Genomic DNA, 16887 nt, shown 5'->3' on the forward strand with positions numbered 1-16887 from the left:
CAAACAGGTGTGGATTCAACATATTTTTTATGTTCGGGGTAGAAACCGCCGGCGAATCATGTCCAGAAAAGTTGGAATTTGTCTATTATTGAGAACAATAGCGTTGACTGTTAAGAATGCCATCTCTATAATTGAAGACGCATACATAAAAACTATCTTATGTAATTAAGGTGATATGGCCAACAGGCTGCTATCCGGTAATGGAAGCAGGGGGAAGTTTGTAGATGGCAGGCCGTTTCGTGGGGAAGCGTTGGCAGGTCCCTTATACGCAAGTTTTTTCTTGCGGCGGAGCTTACGTACAGGGAATTTTTTGTGTGTACTTTTTTAGGGGGGAATTTACCGGTGAAGAAAGACAAGAAAGTGCTGCTCGGAACTGCAATTGCATTGGGGGTAACGGTTCCTCAGCTGGTGCCGGCAATGGCCACTGCTGAAGGAACAGCTGCGGCTGATCCTGTTGTACAGCTGCGTATTCTGGAGACATCCGATATTCACGAAAACCTGATGAACTACGACTACTATCAAACAAAGGTAGACGAAAAGGTTGGTTTGGTTAAGACTGCAACATTGATTCAGGCTGCCCGCGGCGAAGTGAAGAACTCTGTCCTGTTTGATGATGGAGATGCGTTGCAAGGCAATCCGCTTGGCGACTATATGGCCAAGATAAAGGGCATTCAGACTGGCGAAACACACCCGCTGTACCGATTGATGAATCTTTTGCAATATGATGCGATTTCACTGGGAAACCATGAATTTAACTATGGGTTGGATTTCCTGGCAAAATCATTGGAGACAGCGAAATTCCCTGTTATTAACTCTAACGTGTACAAGGACGATGGCGATAATAATGATGCAAATGATCAAAATTATTTCAAGCCATATGAGATTATTGATAAGCAAGTAGAAGACCAAAACGGGCAAAAGCACAGCCTGAAAGTCGGCGTGTTGGGCTTTGTGCCGCCGCAAGTTATGAACTGGGACAAAGCGAACCTGGAAGGCAAGGTAAAAGCGAAGGATATTATTGAAACAGCCAATAAGCTTGTTCCGGAAATGAAAGCAAAAGGAGCCGATGTGATTGTGGCCCTGGCACACTCCGGTGTGGATGAGAGAGGTTATCTGCTTGGCATGGAAAACGCATCCTTCTACTTGACACAGGTTCAAGGTATTGATGCTGTGCTGACCGGCCACTCCCATGCTGTAATCGCGAAGAATTATAACGGTGTACCCGTTGTTATGCCGGGCGCGTTCGGCAGCAACCTCGGTATTATTGATATGGAGCTCAAGCAGGAGAACGGAAAGTGGGTTGTGAATCAGCAGGCTTCTGTTCCGTCTGTCCGTCCAATTCCTACTACAGCAGTGCAGCTTGACCCAACACTGGTCGATGCAGTGAAGCCGGAGCATGAGGGAACCATTGCTTATGTCAATCAGCCGGTTGGAAAAACAACTGCTCCAATCAACAGCTACTTCGCACTTGTGAAGGACGACCCGTCCATTCAGATTGTAACGAATGCCCAAAAGTGGTATACAGAGCAGAAGATGAAGGGGACAAAATATGAAGGGCTGCCGGTTCTGTCAGCAGGCGCGCCATTTAAAGCAGGCGGCCGTAATGGCGTAGACTATTATACAGATATCCCGGCGGGCACACTGGCCATTAAGAACGTGGCTGACCTGTATGTATTCCCGAATACACTGTATGCAGTGAAAATTAACGGTGCGCAATTGAAGGACTGGCTGGAAATGTCTGCAGGACAGTTCAATCAGATTGACCCGGCCAAGACAGAAGAGCAGGCATTAATTAACACAGTCTTCCCAACCTACAACTATGATGTGCTGGATGGCGTACAATATCAAATTGACGTTACACAGCCGGCCAGGTTTGATAAGGATGGAAAAGTAGTGAACGAAGGAGCCAATCGTATTGTGAACCTGACATACCAGGGCAAACCGGTGGCTGACACGCAAGAATTCGTTGTGGCGACAAACAACTATCGCGGCAGCAACCCGTCATTCCCTGGCGTAGGCAAGGGTGAAATCATCCTGCGGGCTCCGGATGAGAACCGTCAAATCATTGTGGAATATATCCGCAATGTAGGTACAGTGAATCCATCTGCGGACGGCAACTGGTCCTTTAAGCCGATTGACAGCAAAACCTTGAATGTTACCTTTGAATCCTCGCCAAATGCCCAAAAGTATTTGACGGACGAATCTGACATTAAATATGTGGGAGCTTCTGATGTAAACACGGGATTTGCGAGATACTCCCTGAAGTTTGAGGCGCCAAGCACACCGGCTCCCGGCGATGATACACCAGACCCTGGAACTGAAACACCAGCTCCGGACAAGGGTACACCAGCTCCGGGAACCGGCACAACAGCTCCCGGCTCTCAAACGGGTGCAGGCGGCAATCAGGGTACAACACCTGCAACAAACACAGGCGGTTCCAATACAACGGGTGAGCTTCCTGACACAGCGACCAACATCTTCACGATGCTGGCAGCGGGCCTTGCGGCAGTGGGTGCAGGCATTGCCGGTCTGTACCGCCGCAAGAAAGCTTAATAGATATATAGGACAAGTCTCGAAAAGATAGAAGTGAAAAGGAGGATGACCCAAAAGACTGCCCACAAGCGGACTTCCGGGTCGTCCTTTTTATATGCTTTGCCGGAAAAACACCGGGTCGCCGCAAATTCAAGGGGAGAACTTTGGATTCATTTCCTTGGATACACCTCTTTTATTCCGCTTGGGAGAGGGGAGAGAAGTTCAGGAGGGATGGAATAGTTTTAATGAGCATTTATCCTGGATATAAGCATATAAAGAGTTTTTGTTTTATCTAAGAATTTAAATATAAGCATCGACATTCCATAAAAATACATGGTAAAATCAAGGAGGATTTAGTGGGTTAATTGATTCGACAGCTATTGTCTTCTTTTCATCTATGAACCTGGAAGACCTCCTGCCTGCAGGAAGCTCTGATCAGATACATAGATATATGGAAGCGTGCTATAAGGAGAACTTGGGAATGATTGTAACGTTAATGAACAGGGAAAGGATGAACTCCCTCACACTGCCCGAGAAGGTAAGAGGGCAGTACTGGATCCGTAAATCCAGCAGCAGTTCATCCGAAAAGCTGATCAGTATTGAAGAGTTGAACAGCCAATGGATTTTAAAGTCCAATAAGGATGCAAAAGTAATGGATGGCTCCGGCAAGCCCATCCGCAACACCGTCTTAAGCCCGCTCAGCATCTATCATTTAGCCGTGGCCGGAGAGGACAATAAAACCTTTGTATTTACAGAGCCAAATACAGATGACCGGCAAGTATTCAAGAAATATATGATAGACCGGGATATGGATATTTCCATTGGCAGGGCGGAGCAGAATCATATCGTAGTTGCGAATCGTTTCGTCTCGGCAGCGCATGCCAAGCTGTCTTTTAAACGCGGGCAATGGAGCATCGTGGATAATGACAGCACAAACGGCACCTTTTTGGAAGGGAACAGAGTGCAAAGCAGAGACTTGCGCATTGGGGATATGATTTACATTATGGGCTTCAAGATCATTATCGGAGCCCAGTTTATTGCGTTCAATAATCCGGATGGGGCTGTATCAGTCAAGACGGATGCACTGAAGCCGTTCATCCATCAGGAAGCGCAGGCTGTGGATGAGGAAGATGCTTATGAATTGCCGGCCGTTGAGTATTTCTACCGTTCGCCCCGGTTCAAGCGGGATATTGAGGAGCTGCATTTGAAGATTGACTCTCCGCCGCCAAACGCCATTGGCGATGAGATGCCCATGATGCTGGTGCTCGGCCCTTCCATGACGATGGGGATGGCCTCCATGGGGACGGCAATTTTTGCGATTAATCATGCGATGGCAAATGGGAATATTGCGGCAGCCACTCCTTCCATCATTATGTCTGCAAGCATGCTGCTGGGCACAATTCTATGGCCCCTTGTTTCAAAAAAATATGATATGCGGCGCAGACGGAAGAAGGAGAAGGTCCGCCAAGAGAAATACAGAGATTACTTGGATCGAATGGCGGTGCTGTTCCGGGAGGAGAGCGAGAAGCAAGAAGAAATCCTGCGGGAAAACTATGTTCCGCTGGCTGACTGTGTCAGCAGAATAGAGAATGTACAAAGAAACCTCTGGGAGCGCGGCTACGGACAGAATGATTTCTTAAAGCTGAGGGTTGGTCTTGGAAATGGGCTTTTATCTGCCAACCTTACATATTCTGAGAAGCAGTTCACCATTGACGACGATAATTTACAAGAGGAACTATACACCTTGTGTGAAGCCCCTAAGGAGCTGAAGAATGTTCCTATTACACTATCTTTGTTTGAAAATCATATATCCGGGGTGATTGGCAGCCGCCGCCAAACTGTTGAGTTTGCCAAGGGCCTCATTTTCCAGCTTGCTGCCTTATACAGCTATGACGAGGTAAAGATGGTCTTTCTCTATGATGAAGAGGAAGAACATGAATTTGCATTTGTGAAATGGCTGCCGCATGTATGGAATAATGATGGTAAATTTCGTTTCATTGCGACAACCGGCAATGAACTGAAGGAAGTCTCGGCCTACATAGAAAAAGAGGTTGAAGAAAGCTCGCAAACAAGTGACAGGGACATGGAAGACATCAAGCCGTATTATGTTGTGTTTTCCATGAGCAAAAAGCTGGCTGTCAAAGCAGAAATGCTGAAGCAGGTTTACGCAAAGAAGAAGAATTTGCACATCAGTGTCTTACACTTCTACGATGAGCTCAAGAATCTGCCGAAAGAGTGTACGATGGTGGTGGAATTGGCGGAAAACAGCGGGAAGCTGTTTGATAAAAATGATATTACCGGCAAATCTATACCGTTTATCCCGGATATTTACCTAGATGCAAATCCGGATGAGTTGAGTATTCGGCTTGCCAATGTACAGCTTGATCAGGCGGCGGAAGCTTCCAACTTTCCATCCATGATTACCTTCCTGGAGCTGTTTGGAGTGGGAAAGGTTGAGCATTTAAATGCGCTTACCCGCTGGCAGGATAACGACCCTACAAAATCTCTGGAAGCAGCCGTAGGGGTTGATGCAATGGGAGAGCTGTTTAAGCTGGATTTGCATGAGAAATTCCATGGGCCGCATGGACTTGTTGCCGGGATGACCGGTTCGGGTAAAAGTGAGTTCATTATAACGTATATTCTATCATTGGCGGTGAACTATCATCCGCACGAGGTTGCTTTCATTCTGATCGATTACAAGGGCGGCGGCATGGCGAAATCGTTTGAGAAGCTGCCTCATACAGCCGGCATCATCACAAACCTGGATGGAGCGGCAATCAAGCGGTCACTCATTGCGGTGGAAAGTGAACTGAAGCGGAGACAGGCCATTTTTGCGGAAGCCAGCAAGAAGGTTGGCGAAAGCAACATTGATATTTATAAATATCAGAAGCTGTACCGCGAAGGTGCGGTTCATGAGCCACTGCAGCACTTGTTTATTATTTCTGATGAGTTTGCCGAGTTGAAAACGCAGCAGCCGGAATTCATGCAGCAGCTTGTCAGCGCCGCCCGTATCGGACGGAGCCTGGGTGTGCACCTCATTCTGGCTACACAGAAGCCAAGCGGTGTAGTGGATGACCAGATTTGGAGCAACAGTAAGTTCCGGGTATCCCTGAAGGTGCAGGAACGCGCGGACAGTATGGATATGCTGAAACGGCCGGATGCAGCCGAGCTGACGGATGCGGGACGCTTCTATCTCCAAGTGGGCTATAACGAACTGTTTGAAATGGGGCAATCCGCATGGGCGGGCGCACCGTATTATCCATCTGACAAGGTAATAGCGGAAAAGGATAACAGTGTTGTCGTCATTGACCGGAACGGCCGTCCGATCAAGCAGGTGAAGTTTGATAGAAAGAGAAGTCTGCTTGCTCATCCGAAAAAGCAGATGGATGTGATTACAGAATACTTAAGCAGCATTGCGGCGGAAGAGAATATTGTGATTCGGCCAATTTGGCTGGAGCCGATTCCGGCCATGATTTTACTGCAGAATCTTAAGAAGAAATATCATGCTGACAAAGACCGATCCTTTAAGCTGAATCCGGTCATCGGCGAATACGACAATCCGGCAAAGCAACAGCAGAGCCTGCTGCGCCTGCCGCTTTCTGAAGAAGGCAACGTCGTCATTTACGGGGCGGCGGGAAGCGGGAAAACAACCTTCCTGAACACGATGGTCTTTTCCCTTATGCAGGAGCATACACCAGAAGAGGTAAATATTTACCTATTAGATTTTGCCTCTGAAACATTGCGCGCCTTCGCAAAGGCCCCGCATGTCGGTGATGTCATTCTGTCTTATGAAAGCGAGAAGGTCAGCAATCTATTTAAAATGCTGCGCGATGAGGTGGAGACGCGCAAGAAGCTGTTTGCTGATTATGGAGGCGACTATGCTTCTTACATTACCGCAACCGGCGGGAAGCTGCCGGCAATTGTAATTGCAATCAACAACTTTGCCGCTTTCACAGAAATGTATGACGAGAAGGAAGAGGCAGTATCCTTCCTGTCACGGGAAGGAACGAAGTACGGCATTTACTTTGTTTTGACCGCGCTCGGCACGAGCTCCGTCAAATTCCGTATGCTGCAGAACTTTAAGCAGCTGCTTGCCCTGCAAATGAATGATGAATCTGACTACGCAACCATTGTCGGCAAAACAGAAGGCCTGCTGCCGTCCAAGATGAAAGGACGCGGCCTTGTGAAGCGGGATGGCCTCTATGAGTTCCAAATTGCCCACATCACCGATGAGCCGGTGCCATTTGGGTTCATTCAAAAGGAATGCAAAAAGCTCCAGGACAGCTGGCAAGGGCCAACCGCCAAGAAAATTCCAATTCTGCCTGATAAAGTGGATATTGAATTCTTGTCCGAGTACATGGGCAGCCATAAGAGCCTGCATATCCCAATTGGTGTGGAGAAGGGCTCGCTGAATGTCCATTACTACCCGTTTGGCAGCTCCTACATTCATATGGTGCTGGCCAATGGCAACGAACATGAGCCGTTTGCAAAGGATCTGTCCCTTCTATTGGCGCAAAAGGGCGGCTTTGACGTGACGGTCCTTGATGCGCCGCAAACTCTTGTGCTGAAAGACAATGCGAATGTCTCTTACTATGCAACAGCCAAAGAGTGCGAGGCAGCCATGGTAAGCCTGTTTGACCTTGTGGTATATCGCCATAACACCTGCAAGGAAGCTATGGAGCAAGGGCTGGAAGCAAAGCCGTTTGATCAGAAGATCATTGTTGTAAATTCTATAACAGCGCTGAAAAATGTGTTGTCCAGCGAGGGAGCTGAACGGCTTGGTTTAATTCTGGAAAGAGGAGATGTGAAGTATAACTTGACCATCATCTTTACCGAGCAAGCCAAAAACCTCTCCGCTGTTACATTTGATAAATGGTACAAACGTCACATTGACGCCGGCGACGGCATTTGGGTGGGAAGCGGCATTGCCAACCAATACCAGCTGAAGCCAAGCAAAACAACATCGGAAATGCGCGAAGACATAGCGGACCACTTCGGCTTCTCCCTGCACAAGGGCAAGAGTGTGAAGGTAAAGCTATTAAACTCAGAAAGAGAGAATGAGGACAACGATGAATAAAGCACTTGTTGAAATTTTCCTTCCTGCAGCCAATGCGAGCTTTGATGTGTATATACCGTTGGACAGCCAGATGAGCGAGGTATTGGCCCTCGTCTCCGCGGCACTGAGTGATGTATCAGGCGGCAAGTACAAGGCTGCCGACAACGCAATCCTGTGCGATGCCGATACAGGAATCATCTACAATATTAACATGGCTGTTGCGGAGCTGGGCATCCGAAACGGCTCCAGGCTCATGTTGATATAAATTACAAAGGGTGAAAGGAGAACGAACATGGGGAAACGCATTCGAGTAACACCTCAGGAGATGGAAACAGCCTCCAAGAAGTTTGCGGAGCTGTCCGAAAGCTATACAAGCATCTACACGCAGCTGATGACGGTTGCCAAAACAATGGGCGAAGCTTGGGAGGGCGAGGACAATCTCGCATTCGTTGAGCAGATCAATGGCATGACTGAAGACCTGAAGGCAATGGCCGATAAGCTGACGACAGCAAGCACTACGCTGAAGACGCAAAGAGACAACTATGTGGCAACGCAAGAAAACAACACGGTGCAGGTTAAGCGCCTGACAAACTAAACCATCCGGGAGGAGTGAATGAAATGGCTGGACATATTCGCGTAAGCACCGCCCAGGTCGCGCAAACAGCTACCACTGTAGAAAGCCTGAACAAGCGTCTCATGGAAGAGCTGAAGACGAGCCAGGCGACTTTGAAAAACCTGACAAACTCTTGGGAAGGTGAGGCTGCGCAGGCAACAGTGGCTGCTTTCGATGAGTTTGCGGCGAAGTACTTCCAAAGCTACTATGACATCCTTGACAACTATGTGAAGTTTCTGCGTGCGAACGTTGACCAAGGCTATACAGAAACAGAGACAGTCAACACAAGCCTGTCTGACGCGTTTAAATAATAGTGACCTGCACTGGGGGCGGCTTTTCTGCTGCCTTCAGTGCAAGTTTTTTATTTGCATCAGGGTTTGGCCAACATGCCCTGTTGGAGTGGCTTGGTGAGACGTAGGTTTTTAGATTTGTGCTCTTTCCTGAAATAACAGCATGGCAAGCGGGATATAACAAGACTACCCAGTCGGACAGTGTTGTCTGATTAAGAGCGAGGATTAGACATGGAATTTTCTATTGTGTTAAGGAAAGCAGGTGTAGCTATTATGCTTTTAGCTTTAATCAATCTGTTTGGCTGCAGCATTTTAAATGACAGCAATGCAGACCAAATCACCGAGGCTCTACAGAAGAAATATGGCGAGAAGTTTAAGGTTACAGGCTTGGGAAATCGGTTGGGCACGGCAACGAATGATACAGTAACTTCTTATGTATATGCTGAAAATAAGCCGGATGTCCTATTTGAAGCGGAAGTGAATACGAAGGGTGAACTGACCTTTGACAATTACGTTGAACGCAGAGTGACGCGGCAGGTGGAAGACATCATTCGCAAGAGCTTCCAGGATCAGTCGCTGGAAGCTCTTGCGAATGTACACATATACGGACCGACTGGCGCTAAACCGACAAATCCGGACATTACACTGGAGGAGTATGTGAAGTCGCACAAGCCGGAGTTGTTCATTGCCCAAATCATCTTGAAGAATCCAACTGGTGACTTGAAAGCAAGTGCGGCATCCATAATGCAGGCCTATCAGAATATATATGCGAATTTATACGGTACAGGATTAGAAGGAAAAGTAAAGGTCATTGCGGCTGAGCAATATGCTGACTGTGCGGAGAAGTTTAGAGAAGAGGTTTCTGTAACAAAAACATGGTATGAAGATTTTAAAGTTATGAGTGAGTTCTCAGTAAGTGTTACTGGCGCTGGAGTTAACAAAAGTGAGAGTGAACTGGAATCTCTGATTAAGGGAGGCAAGTAGCATGGCAAATTCAGAACAGGAACTGCGGAATGCTACCGACATAGCTTACGTTGACTTTTCAAAGGTAATTGAAGGCATGCCTGACCATGTTCCCGGTCCCCCCTACACAGTCAAACAGTTAATTCAAGAAGGATCTAAGATGCCAGACCTTAACATGAATTTTGATAGATTAAATGGTCTGTCGGAAACACAGCTGAATTGGAAAATTGTAGACTATCATGACACGAATAAAAAGACAGGGTTCTACGGCTGTGCAATTGATACGGGAGAAGGCATTATTGTAAGCTTCAGGGGGAGTGAGCCTGTTGGAGAGTATGGCAATGCAAAAAATGATTGGTATAATGCAGATTTAAAACTAGTAAACTCCATGCTGACAGAGCAGCAAAAGGAAGCAGAGAAGTTTTTGGAGAAGATTTCTAAAAGCGATTATGTCAATAAATACGATAATCTTGCATTTACAGGCCATTCTTTAGGTGGAAACCTGGCAGACCATTCAGCTATAATGGCCTACAAGTATGGGCTTGCCCAAAAAATTACACAAGTTGTTAATTTTGACGGACCCGGTTTCTCAGAAGAATATATTCGTGAACATAAAGAGCATATTGCTGCCATGGCAGACAGGATGCTTCATTTTCAATGGAGTTTAGTTGGGAATATACTTGAAAAACTGCCAGGGGTCAAGTTCGAGACGCTAAAGGTTAAAGAGAAAGATAGCCTTGTTTATAATATAGGCGGCAAACATTCCGCCAGCAGTCTTGAATTTGATAAATATGGAACTGCCTATAGGGGAGAGCAAGATATGTTTTCGGGATTCATCGGCTTATTCAGCCGGGGGATGGATCATTTGCCTAACGGAATTGGAAATAAGCTGGTGGATTTGACGGGTGGACTGTTGCTTTCTGCCATTTGGTTGAAGGATAGAATGGTTAAGGGCGGAAATTTAACTAGTTTTGGCTGGACTGTTGTGGCTGCCACGCTTGTTGGCATTGGAATCATCGGGTTAGGTCCAATCCTTGCAGTAATTAAGATAGTGGCCATTGTTACAGTTGCGTTCTTGGCAGCAGTTGTGGTGGGTGAGCTTATTTACGAAGGAATTGTTTGGCTGGCTAACAAAACGTGTGAACTCATTGGTGAAATTGTGAGTTGGACAAGGGAGAAGGTAAATGAGTTAAAAGATTTTGTCCATTCCCAGATTCAAAGGGCTAAAGAGTTATTAAAGAAAGCTTTTAATGCAGGCTACCGGTACGCAGCGACACATCCGGAAGTGAAAATTGACACCCATAAGCTTCGCCAATATGCACAGCGCTTGCAGGATGTGAACAAGAAATTAGGCAGTTTAGATAGGAGACTGAATTCTTTATATACTAAGGTGGGGCTGCTTGATGTTTTAAGCTTAATGCAGGCAGATATAATGACGGGAAAAAGCCGAAAGCTGAATAAGTGCATTGCTTATCTAGAAGAAACGGCTGCCGATTTTGAGGCAGCAGAACGTAAAATCGCAAGTCAACTCCACTAATTTTTATAATTGTTTTAGAGAATTGCGGTCTTGCTGAAGTAAATGAAAAGAAGGATGTTTACAAGATGTGTATTTCACGGCCATTGCTCCTGACAGCACCGACACAATTAGAGATTCTCTGTTTGAGGATATTATGTCCTCACATATGAAGCCTTTTGTGGAGGCGAAGGAACATTGGATTAAAAGTGATTTTTCTGTAGAAGAAAATCCGTTAGAAACGTATAGATAAAACAGTGGACTTTGGTTTGAGCCTTATCTGATGGGCAAGTTATCCAGCTATGATTTCCTATGGGAATTCATGAGTAATTGGTAAAAACTCTGGAATATATGGATAGTTATTGAGATAATTATATTTATTCATACATATAATTCCAAGGGATGAAATTTTTGATAAGAGAAATGTACTAGTTCAGTTTTTTAGTGTGGTCAGTAAAAGACTTGGAGAGCAGAATGGAGTTCTCATTTGAGCACGCAGGATTGCAGGGGCAAATTGTATAGATCAGGAGGAGCCGTGGATGAGTGGACAACAGGAGCTGTATGCCATTAAGCAGGAGCTGCGCAGCATTATTAATGAGCTGGAGAGCATTGCCTCAGGGGTTGGCCATGACTTTGAAGGGATCGGCAACCGCGGGTGCGCTTCCGCCATTCATGAGGTGGCAGACCATTATCGGAGTGTGACCGACAAGCTGAGCCGTATTGATACGACAAAGATTAAGGAAGGCTTCCCCGGCAGCAGCCAATGCACAACCTGAGTGGAAATGGAAAGGTAAGGGGGATGAAGGATGGCGGATTTTATTCAAGTGGATACTGCGCGTGTGGCGGCGGCGGCCAAAGGCATTGCCCGCTGCAACAACAAGATCAAGCAGGATTTTGCGGCTGTTGAGTCGGCAATGAAGGCCCTGGACAGCTCCTGGGAGGGAGAGGCGTCTGCCTCAGCCATGCATTCTTTCTATGAGATCAAGCATGCCTACTATGAGCCGCAGTATCAGGTAATTCAGAATTTCGTAAACTTCCTGCAGCAGCAGGTGGACCCGGGCTACACGCAGACAGAGCAAACAAACACATCTTTGGCGGATGCCTTTAAGTGATCCATGTATTGGCAAAGGAGGAGTGGAAGTGGGCCATATTCGTGTGAACCACAGCAAGTTTGAGGCTGCCGCCGCAGCTATTGAAACGTACGTTGCCAACCACGGCAAGAATATGAACGCTGCAAGTCAAGAGGTTACAGCATTGTCAAGCTCCTGGCAGGGAAAGGATTCTGCCCAGTTTCAGCAGCAATGGGACCGGGTCGCTGACAATGACTCCACTGCCAAGAAGATGGCCAAATCCATGGAGAGCTATGCGAAGTTTTTGCGATATGCTGCCGGTGAATATAAGAACGCGCAAGCAAAGGCCGTGAACCGCGCCAACGATTTATAAACTGAGTATTTTTGATATTGGGAGACTTGTATGGGAAAAACATCTATTGAACAAAATGCCGGTATACATGTTGTTACAAATAAGCTGATGTATCCTGAGGCCGTGAATGAGCGGGAGCTGCAAGCCATTGCCGGCGGACACATGAGCGGCCTCCTTCCTGTCAAGGCAGAGAAGGGCAAGAAGGGTACCGTGCTGACAAGCTCTGTTGCTGATGTGGTATCCTTACGCTCTTATGTGGGCGGTGTGGTGAGCAAGACCAAATTCTTTAACATCGTGTCTCAGCTTATTGCCATTATGAAGCACTGCGAGAAGGGGCTTATGAACATCAATAACCTGATGCTGGACTGTGACTACATCTTTGTACAGCCAAAGTCGCAAACAATCAAGTGCATTTTCTGGCCGATTGTCAATAATCAGAATGCTTGTTCAGCCGCGGAGTTTCTGAATGACCTTCCGTTTCAAATGATTTTCTCCAGAGATGAGAAGCATGATTATGTGCCTATTTATCTGCAATATTTCCAGAATAATAGCTCTTTCTCTATGAATGGATTTGAAAAGCTGATTCTGGAGCTGATGGGAAAGCCATTGAAGAGCCGGCTGCATATTCCTACGGATACAACAGAGTCAGGAGAAGGCAGGGGAGTCTCCGCCAGATTGGAGCATGCGAAAGGCAACACGGGCAATATTGCTTACAACCCGCTTGGCAAGCAGGACGCTGCAAATATTTCTAATGAAGAAAAGAAGCATCAACCCGCCTCCCCTGTGAAGCAAGCTGAGCCGAAGTTTTGTATACACTGCGGGCATGCCCGGGTGGAGGGGGCAAAGTTTTGTGTGAACTGCGGGACGTCGCTGCAGCCAGGTTTCCCGGCCCCAGGTGCGGATGAGATCAGCACGCAGAACTTCAGTGAAACAACGGTCCTTGGCATGGAGGAGAATGGCGGCACAACTGTGCTTGGAATGGATACGTTTGAGGAGCCGGTGTTTCCGTATTTAATCCGCAGTAAGACGGAGGAGAAAATCAGCGTGAATAAGCCTTCATTCCGTATCGGAAAGGAGCGCAGCTACTGTGACTATTTTGTCATGAACAATAACGCTGTCAGCCGCAGCCATGCTGATATCCTTACGCGCAATGGCCGGTATTACATCCTCGATAACAACTCCACAAATAAAACATATGTGGATGGGCGGGCCATTCCTGTACAGAAGGAGATTGAGATTTTTTCCGGCACAAAGCTGAAGCTCGCAAACGAAGAATTTGTTTTTTATATTTAGGCGGTGAAGGTTCTGACATGGAAGTATTAAGTGCGGTATACACGGATATTGGAATACAAAAGGCAACCAATCAAGACAGCCTGTGCCTGAAGGTGGCGGAAACCCCATTGGGGACCGTCATGTTGGCGGTTGTATGCGATGGCATGGGCGGGTTATCCAAGGGGGAAGTGGCAAGCGCCAGCGTCATTCATGCCTTTTCCGACTGGTTTGATCAGGAGCTGCCGCTGCAGCTTGCGGGCAGCGGCCTGGAGGAGATCCAGTATCGCTGGAGCCGCATCATCCAGGAGCAAAACCAACGGATTGCGGAGTATGGCAGACGAATTAACATTCATCTGGGGACGACTTGGACTGCGCTGCTGCTGATTGATAAGAAGCATATGCTGATCGGCCATATTGGCGACTCACGGGTGTACCGGCTGCGTGGGCAGCTGGAGATTTTGACCGAAGACCAAACCGTGATTGGCAGAGAGCTGAAGCGCGGCACGATTACCCCTGAGCAGGCGAAAAGTGATCCGAGACGAAATGTGCTGTTGCAGTGCATCGGAGCATCCAGGCTGGTGGAGCCGCAATTTGTGCGCGGGCAGCCGGTGCTTGGCGAAGTATATGTGCTTTGCTCCGATGGATTCCGCCATATGATCACAAGTGAGGAAATGTATCAGGAATTCGCGCCGGAAGGCCTGCTTGATGAGGCCATTATGGAGCGGAAGGTAAAGGAACTGGTGGAATTGAACAAGCAGCGGCAGGAAACAGACAACATTACTGTGTTGCTTGTGAAAATCAAGTGAGGATGGGGATTTTGTTTTGGCAGTCATCGGTTCTATTATAGACGGGAAATACGAGATATTGAAGCTGATCGGCCAGGGCGGGATGTCGAAGGTATATCTTGCCATGGACCAGCGCCTGAACAAGCAGTGGGCCGTAAAGGAAATCGAAAAGAAGGCAAAGGACAGGAATAACGAAGTCATCATTCAAAGCGCCATTGCGGAAGCGAATATGATTAAAAGGCTCGATCATCCTTCCTTGCCCCGCATTGTTGACATTATTGATAACGGGGACGTCATCTTTGTCATCATGGACTATATTGAAGGAGAACCGCTCAGCAAGATTTTGGATGAGTATGGGGCGCAGCCGCAGGACTTGGTCATTGAATGGGCCAAGCAGCTGTGTGAGGTGCTGGAATATCTACACACCTGCAATCCGCCCATTATCTACCGGGATATGAAGCCGGCGAACATCATGCTGAGGCCTGATGGAAATCTGAAGCTGATCGACTTTGGCATTGCCAGGGAATATAAGGAGCAGAACCTGGCTGATACAGTGAGCCTTGGCACAAAGGGATATGCAGCCCCTGAGCAGTTTGGCGGGAAAGGGCAGACAGACCCAAGGACGGATGTGTATTGTCTTGGTGTGACCCTGTATCACTTGGTGACAGGGCAAAACCCATGTGAGCCGCCATATGAGCTCTATCCAATCCGCCAGTGGAACCCGCAGCTGTCCGGGGGCCTGGAAAGGATTATACAAAAGTGTACGCAGCTGAACCCGGAGGACCGCTATCAGTCCTGTGCCGAGCTTTTGTACGCACTGCAGCATTATGAAGAAGTGGATGACCTGTACCGGGAGAAGCAAAAAGCAAAGCTGCGCAATGTTTCCCTTGTGGCGGGAGCAGCCCTGCTGTCCTTGTTCGTCGGAATCACCGGCCAGGCGATGCAGACACGGACAAATAATGCTGATTATGACCGAAGCCTGCAAATGGCTGAGAAATCTGCCGAATATGCGGACAAGGTTCAATTTTACTCCCAGGCCATCGACATTAAGCCGGAAGAGAAGAAAGCCTATATGGGTCTTCTTCATACCTTTAAAAATGATGCGGCTTATACGGTGGAGGAAGAGGAGCAGTTCAAGAAAAAAATAAACCCCCATCTGGTTGAGATTCGCCAGAGTCCGGATTATGCCGACCTTGCCTTTGAAATTGGAAAGACGTATTGGTATTACTATGATTACGGCAAAACAAAGCAGAATGATAATCAGCTGACAAGAATGCAAAGTGCCGTTCAATGGTTTCAGGATGCGGTGAAATACGGCTCAGCCAAGAAGGACTATTATAAGATTGCGGCAATCTACAGCAACATCGGGATGTTCAACCGCGATATTACCCTGCATGTGGAAGAAGCATCTGACAAGGGGAAATATAAGCCGTATTGGAATGACATGAGGAAGCTGATCCAGCTGATTAATGAAACGCCTGACGAAAGCGAGATTGTGAAGCTGGAGCTGTACAAGCTGGCTGCCCATTCCATTGAGGCATATGCCCGCAAGCTGAAGCTGGACGGCATATCCGAGAGTGACATCAGGTCTGTTGCTGCTTCCATTCAGAAAAGCACAAGTGACATGACGGCCACAACTGAGAAAACAGAAGCCATCCGGAATGAAATCCTTCAGCGCTTTGATACAACGGAGAAGGCCATTGATCATGCATTTAAGAGCTCACAGGGGGGATCAGAATGAGTGCGACAACTTGGCTGGTAGTCTCTGTGGCAGGGTACGCCCTTGCCGGCATCCTGTTCGCAGCCGCTGTGTTCATGTTCTTTAAAATGAATATATGGGCCGTGATTGGAGATGTAACCGGCAGAACAGCGGCGAAGCAAATTCAGCAAATTCGCGAGCTGAACCAAAGGACAGGGGAAAAACGCCACCGGCCTGATGTATTCAATGTAGAACGGGGGCCTCTGACAACACCTGTCTCCCGGACCATCCGCACGGCCTTCGGCGCTTCCAAAAGGCTGAAGGGCAAAACAGAGGAAACGCCTCCGCCGGTCATGATGAACCGGGTGCAGGCGGAGCGGGAGATCCATGTCCCGCAGAGCCATTTTGCAGAGCCTGACACAACTGTACTTTCTGAGGAAACAGCAGTATTGCCTGAAGAAACAACAGTACTGTTTGAAGATACTGCTGTGCTTGCCGAAGAAACAACTGTGTTGACAGAAGAGCCGCAGAGCGGCACATCCGCCGCTGTATCAGACTATGGAACAGAAGTACTGCTGCAGGACGAGGGAACAACTGTTTTAGGCGCCACCAGCGAGCTGAGTCCTGAACCTGAGGGCGAACCGCAAGCCGTGGCATTTAAGATAGTTAAAAATATTAAGATTGTACACACAAGTGAGGTGATTTGAGAAACAAGAAAGCTGTCGCGGGAATGACATATTAG

At 47.6% G+C, this 16887-nt stretch carries 14 protein-coding genes; all 14 read left to right on the forward strand.

The genetic code is table 11. From position 1 onward, the window contains the following. Nucleotides 1–342 precede the first annotated feature (342 nt). The 14 genes from NK662_RS12620 to NK662_RS12685 all read left to right on the forward strand — a co-directional run bounded on the left by NK662_RS12620 (nt 343) and on the right by NK662_RS12685 (nt 16852). A complete protein-coding gene (locus NK662_RS12620; protein ID WP_254759292.1) occupies nt 343–2553 on the forward strand; it encodes a bifunctional 2',3'-cyclic-nucleotide 2'-phosphodiesterase/3'-nucleotidase in 2211 nt (736 codons plus the stop codon). 460 nt (nt 2554–3013) lie between these two features. Further along, nucleotides 3014–7609 carry a type VII secretion protein EssC gene (essC, locus tag NK662_RS12625; RefSeq protein WP_254759293.1) on the forward strand — a complete coding sequence of 1532 codons (4596 nt, stop codon included), beginning with the start codon at nt 3014–3016 and terminating at the stop codon, nt 7607–7609. Then, nucleotides 7602–7853, forward strand: a complete 252-nt coding sequence (locus tag NK662_RS12630) for a ubiquitin family protein (protein WP_254759294.1) — start codon at nt 7602–7604, stop codon at nt 7851–7853. Before essC ends, NK662_RS12630 begins: the two co-directional genes overlap by 8 nt. A 27-nt stretch (nt 7854–7880) precedes the next feature. After that, nucleotides 7881–8183: a WXG100 family type VII secretion target gene (locus tag NK662_RS12635; RefSeq protein WP_254759295.1), complete on the forward strand. Its 303-nt coding sequence runs from the start codon at nt 7881–7883 to the stop codon at nt 8181–8183. Nucleotides 8184–8206: 23 nt separating this feature from the next. After that, complete coding sequence (locus NK662_RS12640) at nt 8207–8512, forward strand: WXG100 family type VII secretion target (RefSeq protein WP_254759296.1); 306 nt, start codon at nt 8207–8209, stop codon at nt 8510–8512. A gap of 252 nt (nt 8513–8764) precedes the next feature. Beyond that, the gene (locus tag NK662_RS12645) at nt 8765–9475 is read left to right on the forward strand and encodes a hypothetical protein (RefSeq protein ID WP_254759297.1); all 711 of its coding nucleotides are present in this window, start codon (nt 8765–8767) and stop codon (nt 9473–9475) included. 1 nt (nt 9476) lies between these two features. After that, a complete protein-coding gene (locus tag NK662_RS12650; protein WP_254759298.1) occupies nt 9477–10991 on the forward strand; it encodes an Mbeg1-like protein in 1515 nt (504 codons plus the stop codon). Between the two features lie 515 nt (nt 10992–11506). Next, entirely contained in the window at nt 11507–11743 is a 237-nt protein-coding gene (locus tag NK662_RS12655; RefSeq protein WP_254759299.1) for a hypothetical protein, read from the forward strand. Between the two features lie 30 nt (nt 11744–11773). After that, the gene (locus NK662_RS12660) at nt 11774–12079 is read left to right on the forward strand and encodes a WXG100 family type VII secretion target (protein WP_254759300.1); all 306 of its coding nucleotides are present in this window, start codon (nt 11774–11776) and stop codon (nt 12077–12079) included. Nucleotides 12080–12107: 28 nt separating this feature from the next. Beyond that, nucleotides 12108–12410, forward strand: a complete 303-nt coding sequence (locus NK662_RS12665) for a WXG100 family type VII secretion target (RefSeq protein ID WP_254759301.1) — start codon at nt 12108–12110, stop codon at nt 12408–12410. Nucleotides 12411–12440: 30 nt separating this feature from the next. Beyond that, nucleotides 12441–13682, forward strand: a complete 1242-nt coding sequence (locus tag NK662_RS12670; protein ID WP_254759302.1) for an FHA domain-containing protein — start codon at nt 12441–12443, stop codon at nt 13680–13682. A gap of 17 nt (nt 13683–13699) precedes the next feature. Continuing rightward, the gene (locus tag NK662_RS12675) at nt 13700–14467 is read left to right on the forward strand and encodes a PP2C family protein-serine/threonine phosphatase (RefSeq protein WP_254759303.1); all 768 of its coding nucleotides are present in this window, start codon (nt 13700–13702) and stop codon (nt 14465–14467) included. 16 nt (nt 14468–14483) lie between these two features. Continuing rightward, complete coding sequence (locus NK662_RS12680; protein WP_254759304.1) at nt 14484–16187, forward strand: serine/threonine protein kinase; 1704 nt, start codon at nt 14484–14486, stop codon at nt 16185–16187. Further along, a complete protein-coding gene (locus NK662_RS12685; protein ID WP_254759305.1) occupies nt 16184–16852 on the forward strand; it encodes a hypothetical protein in 669 nt (222 codons plus the stop codon). The genes NK662_RS12680 and NK662_RS12685 overlap by 4 nt, the downstream gene beginning before the upstream one ends. Nucleotides 16853–16887: the final 35 nt, after the last annotated feature.

The organism is Ectobacillus ponti (assembly GCF_024294785.1).
GTDB lineage: Bacteria > Bacillota > Bacilli > Bacillales > Bacillaceae_G > Ectobacillus > Ectobacillus ponti.

Coding starts and splice junctions, on each gene's coding strand:
- NK662_RS12675 (WP_254759303.1), top strand. CDS start 13,700: ATGGAAGTATTAAGTGCGGTATACACGGATATTGGAATACAAAAGGCA.
- NK662_RS12650 (WP_254759298.1), top strand. CDS start 9,477: ATGGCAAATTCAGAACAGGAACTGCGGAATGCTACCGACATAGCTTAC.
- NK662_RS12670 (WP_254759302.1), top strand. CDS start 12,441: ATGGGAAAAACATCTATTGAACAAAATGCCGGTATACATGTTGTTACA.
- NK662_RS12640 (WP_254759296.1), top strand. CDS start 8,207: ATGGCTGGACATATTCGCGTAAGCACCGCCCAGGTCGCGCAAACAGCT.
- NK662_RS12655 (WP_254759299.1), top strand. CDS start 11,507: ATGAGTGGACAACAGGAGCTGTATGCCATTAAGCAGGAGCTGCGCAGC.
- NK662_RS12685 (WP_254759305.1), top strand. CDS start 16,184: ATGAGTGCGACAACTTGGCTGGTAGTCTCTGTGGCAGGGTACGCCCTT.
- NK662_RS12660 (WP_254759300.1), top strand. CDS start 11,774: ATGGCGGATTTTATTCAAGTGGATACTGCGCGTGTGGCGGCGGCGGCC.
- essC (WP_254759293.1), top strand. CDS start 3,014: ATGATTGTAACGTTAATGAACAGGGAAAGGATGAACTCCCTCACACTG.
- NK662_RS12630 (WP_254759294.1), top strand. CDS start 7,602: ATGAATAAAGCACTTGTTGAAATTTTCCTTCCTGCAGCCAATGCGAGC.
- NK662_RS12645 (WP_254759297.1), top strand. CDS start 8,765: ATGCTTTTAGCTTTAATCAATCTGTTTGGCTGCAGCATTTTAAATGAC.
- NK662_RS12635 (WP_254759295.1), top strand. CDS start 7,881: ATGGGGAAACGCATTCGAGTAACACCTCAGGAGATGGAAACAGCCTCC.